1 protein-coding gene is annotated in these 1,317 nt (G+C 66.6%); it reads right to left on the bottom strand.

Annotated elements, in window-relative coordinates; genetic code table 11:
- Positions 1–30: 30 nt before the first annotated feature.
- Positions 31–1,265 (bottom strand): IS3 family transposase gene (locus KBX37_RS33880; protein ID WP_247659516.1). Its coding sequence is split into 2 segments (ribosomal slippage): positions 31–986 and positions 986–1,265, totalling 1,236 coding nucleotides; the frame shifts between segments, so codons are not numbered across the junction.
- Positions 1,266–1,317 lie beyond the last annotated feature (52 nt).

The raw sequence follows: 1,317 nt of genomic DNA, 5'->3' as shown, positions 1-1,317 counted from the left end.
TGTCAAGCCCCGGGTTTGATGGAGAGTTGGTTAGCTGGTTTTCAGGGGTCCGGTGACCGGGTGGGTCATCGTGTGTAGCGCCTCGTGCTCAGCCGGCGGGACGTGCCCGAGTTCGCCGTGCAGCCGGCGGTTGTTGTACCAGTCGATGTACTCGACGGTGGCCATCTCCAGGTCGTCAAGTCCACGCCACGGACCTCGGTTGCGGACGAGTTCAGCCTTGTAGAGGGAGTTGAACGCCTCGGCCATCGCGTTGTCGTACGAGTCGCCCTTTGAGCCGACCGAGGCGACAGCGCCGGCCTCGGCGAGCCGCTGGCTGTAGCGAATCGCTCGATACTGGACTCCCCTGTCCGAGTGATGCACGAGTCCGTCCAGGTCAGTACCCTGGTTCTGACGGCGCCAGATCGCCATCTTCAACGCGTCGAGCGCCAGATCCGTGTAGAGCGACGTGGACACCTGCCAGCCGACGATCATGCGGGAGTACACGTCGAGGACGAACGCGGCGTATACCCAGCCCACGCTGGTGCGCACGTAGGTCAGGTCGGCGACCCACAGCTGGTTCGGCCGCAGTGCGGTGAAGTCTCGTTTGACCAGGTCAGAGGGTCGGCTGGTCTCGGCGGCGGGCCGGGTCGTACGGGGTGACTTGTCGCGCAGCAGCCCGCGTAGCCCAGACTCACGCATCAGCCGCTCGACGGTGCACCGGGCCACCGGCACGCCTCGGCGGTGCAGCTCGTGCCAGACCTTGCGGGCGCCGTAGACCCCGTAGTTGGCCGCGTGGATCCGCTCGATCACCTCGGTCAGCTCCTCACCGCGCCTCGATCGTGCGCTGGCGGGACGGGTCTTGGCGGCGTAGTAGGTCGACGGTGCGATCTGTGCCGGCGTGTCTTCGAGCGCCTGCAGGACCGGCTGGACACCGTGTTCGGCCTTCTGGGAGTCGACGAAGTCGACCTTCATCGCGACGGACGGTCCAGCTCCGCCGCGAAGAAACTCGCCGCGGACTTCAGGATCTGGTTGGCCCGCCGCAGCTCACGCACTTCCCGTTCCAACGCGGCGAGGCGTTCCGCGTCGCTGCTGGTGGTGCCCGGCCGGTCACCAGCGTCGGTCTCAGCCTTCTTCACCCACGTGCGCAACGCCTCCGGATGAACCCCGAGCTGACCAGCGATCCGACGGATCGCTCCGACCGCCGACGCCGGATCCCGGCGAGCCTCGACCGCCAACCGGGTCGCACGCTCACGCAGCTCATCGTTGTACTTCTTCGGTGCGGGCATCGGTGGTGTTCCTCCCAGGTTTCGATGTCTCCATCAAACCCGGTGCGGGACA

Source organism: Micromonospora sp. U56, from assembly GCF_018070095.1.
Classification (GTDB): domain Bacteria; phylum Actinomycetota; class Actinomycetes; order Mycobacteriales; family Micromonosporaceae; genus Micromonospora; species Micromonospora purpureochromogenes.
The sequence above is the reverse complement of the archived record's forward strand: the minus strand, read 5'-3'. Positions and strand labels throughout refer to the sequence as shown.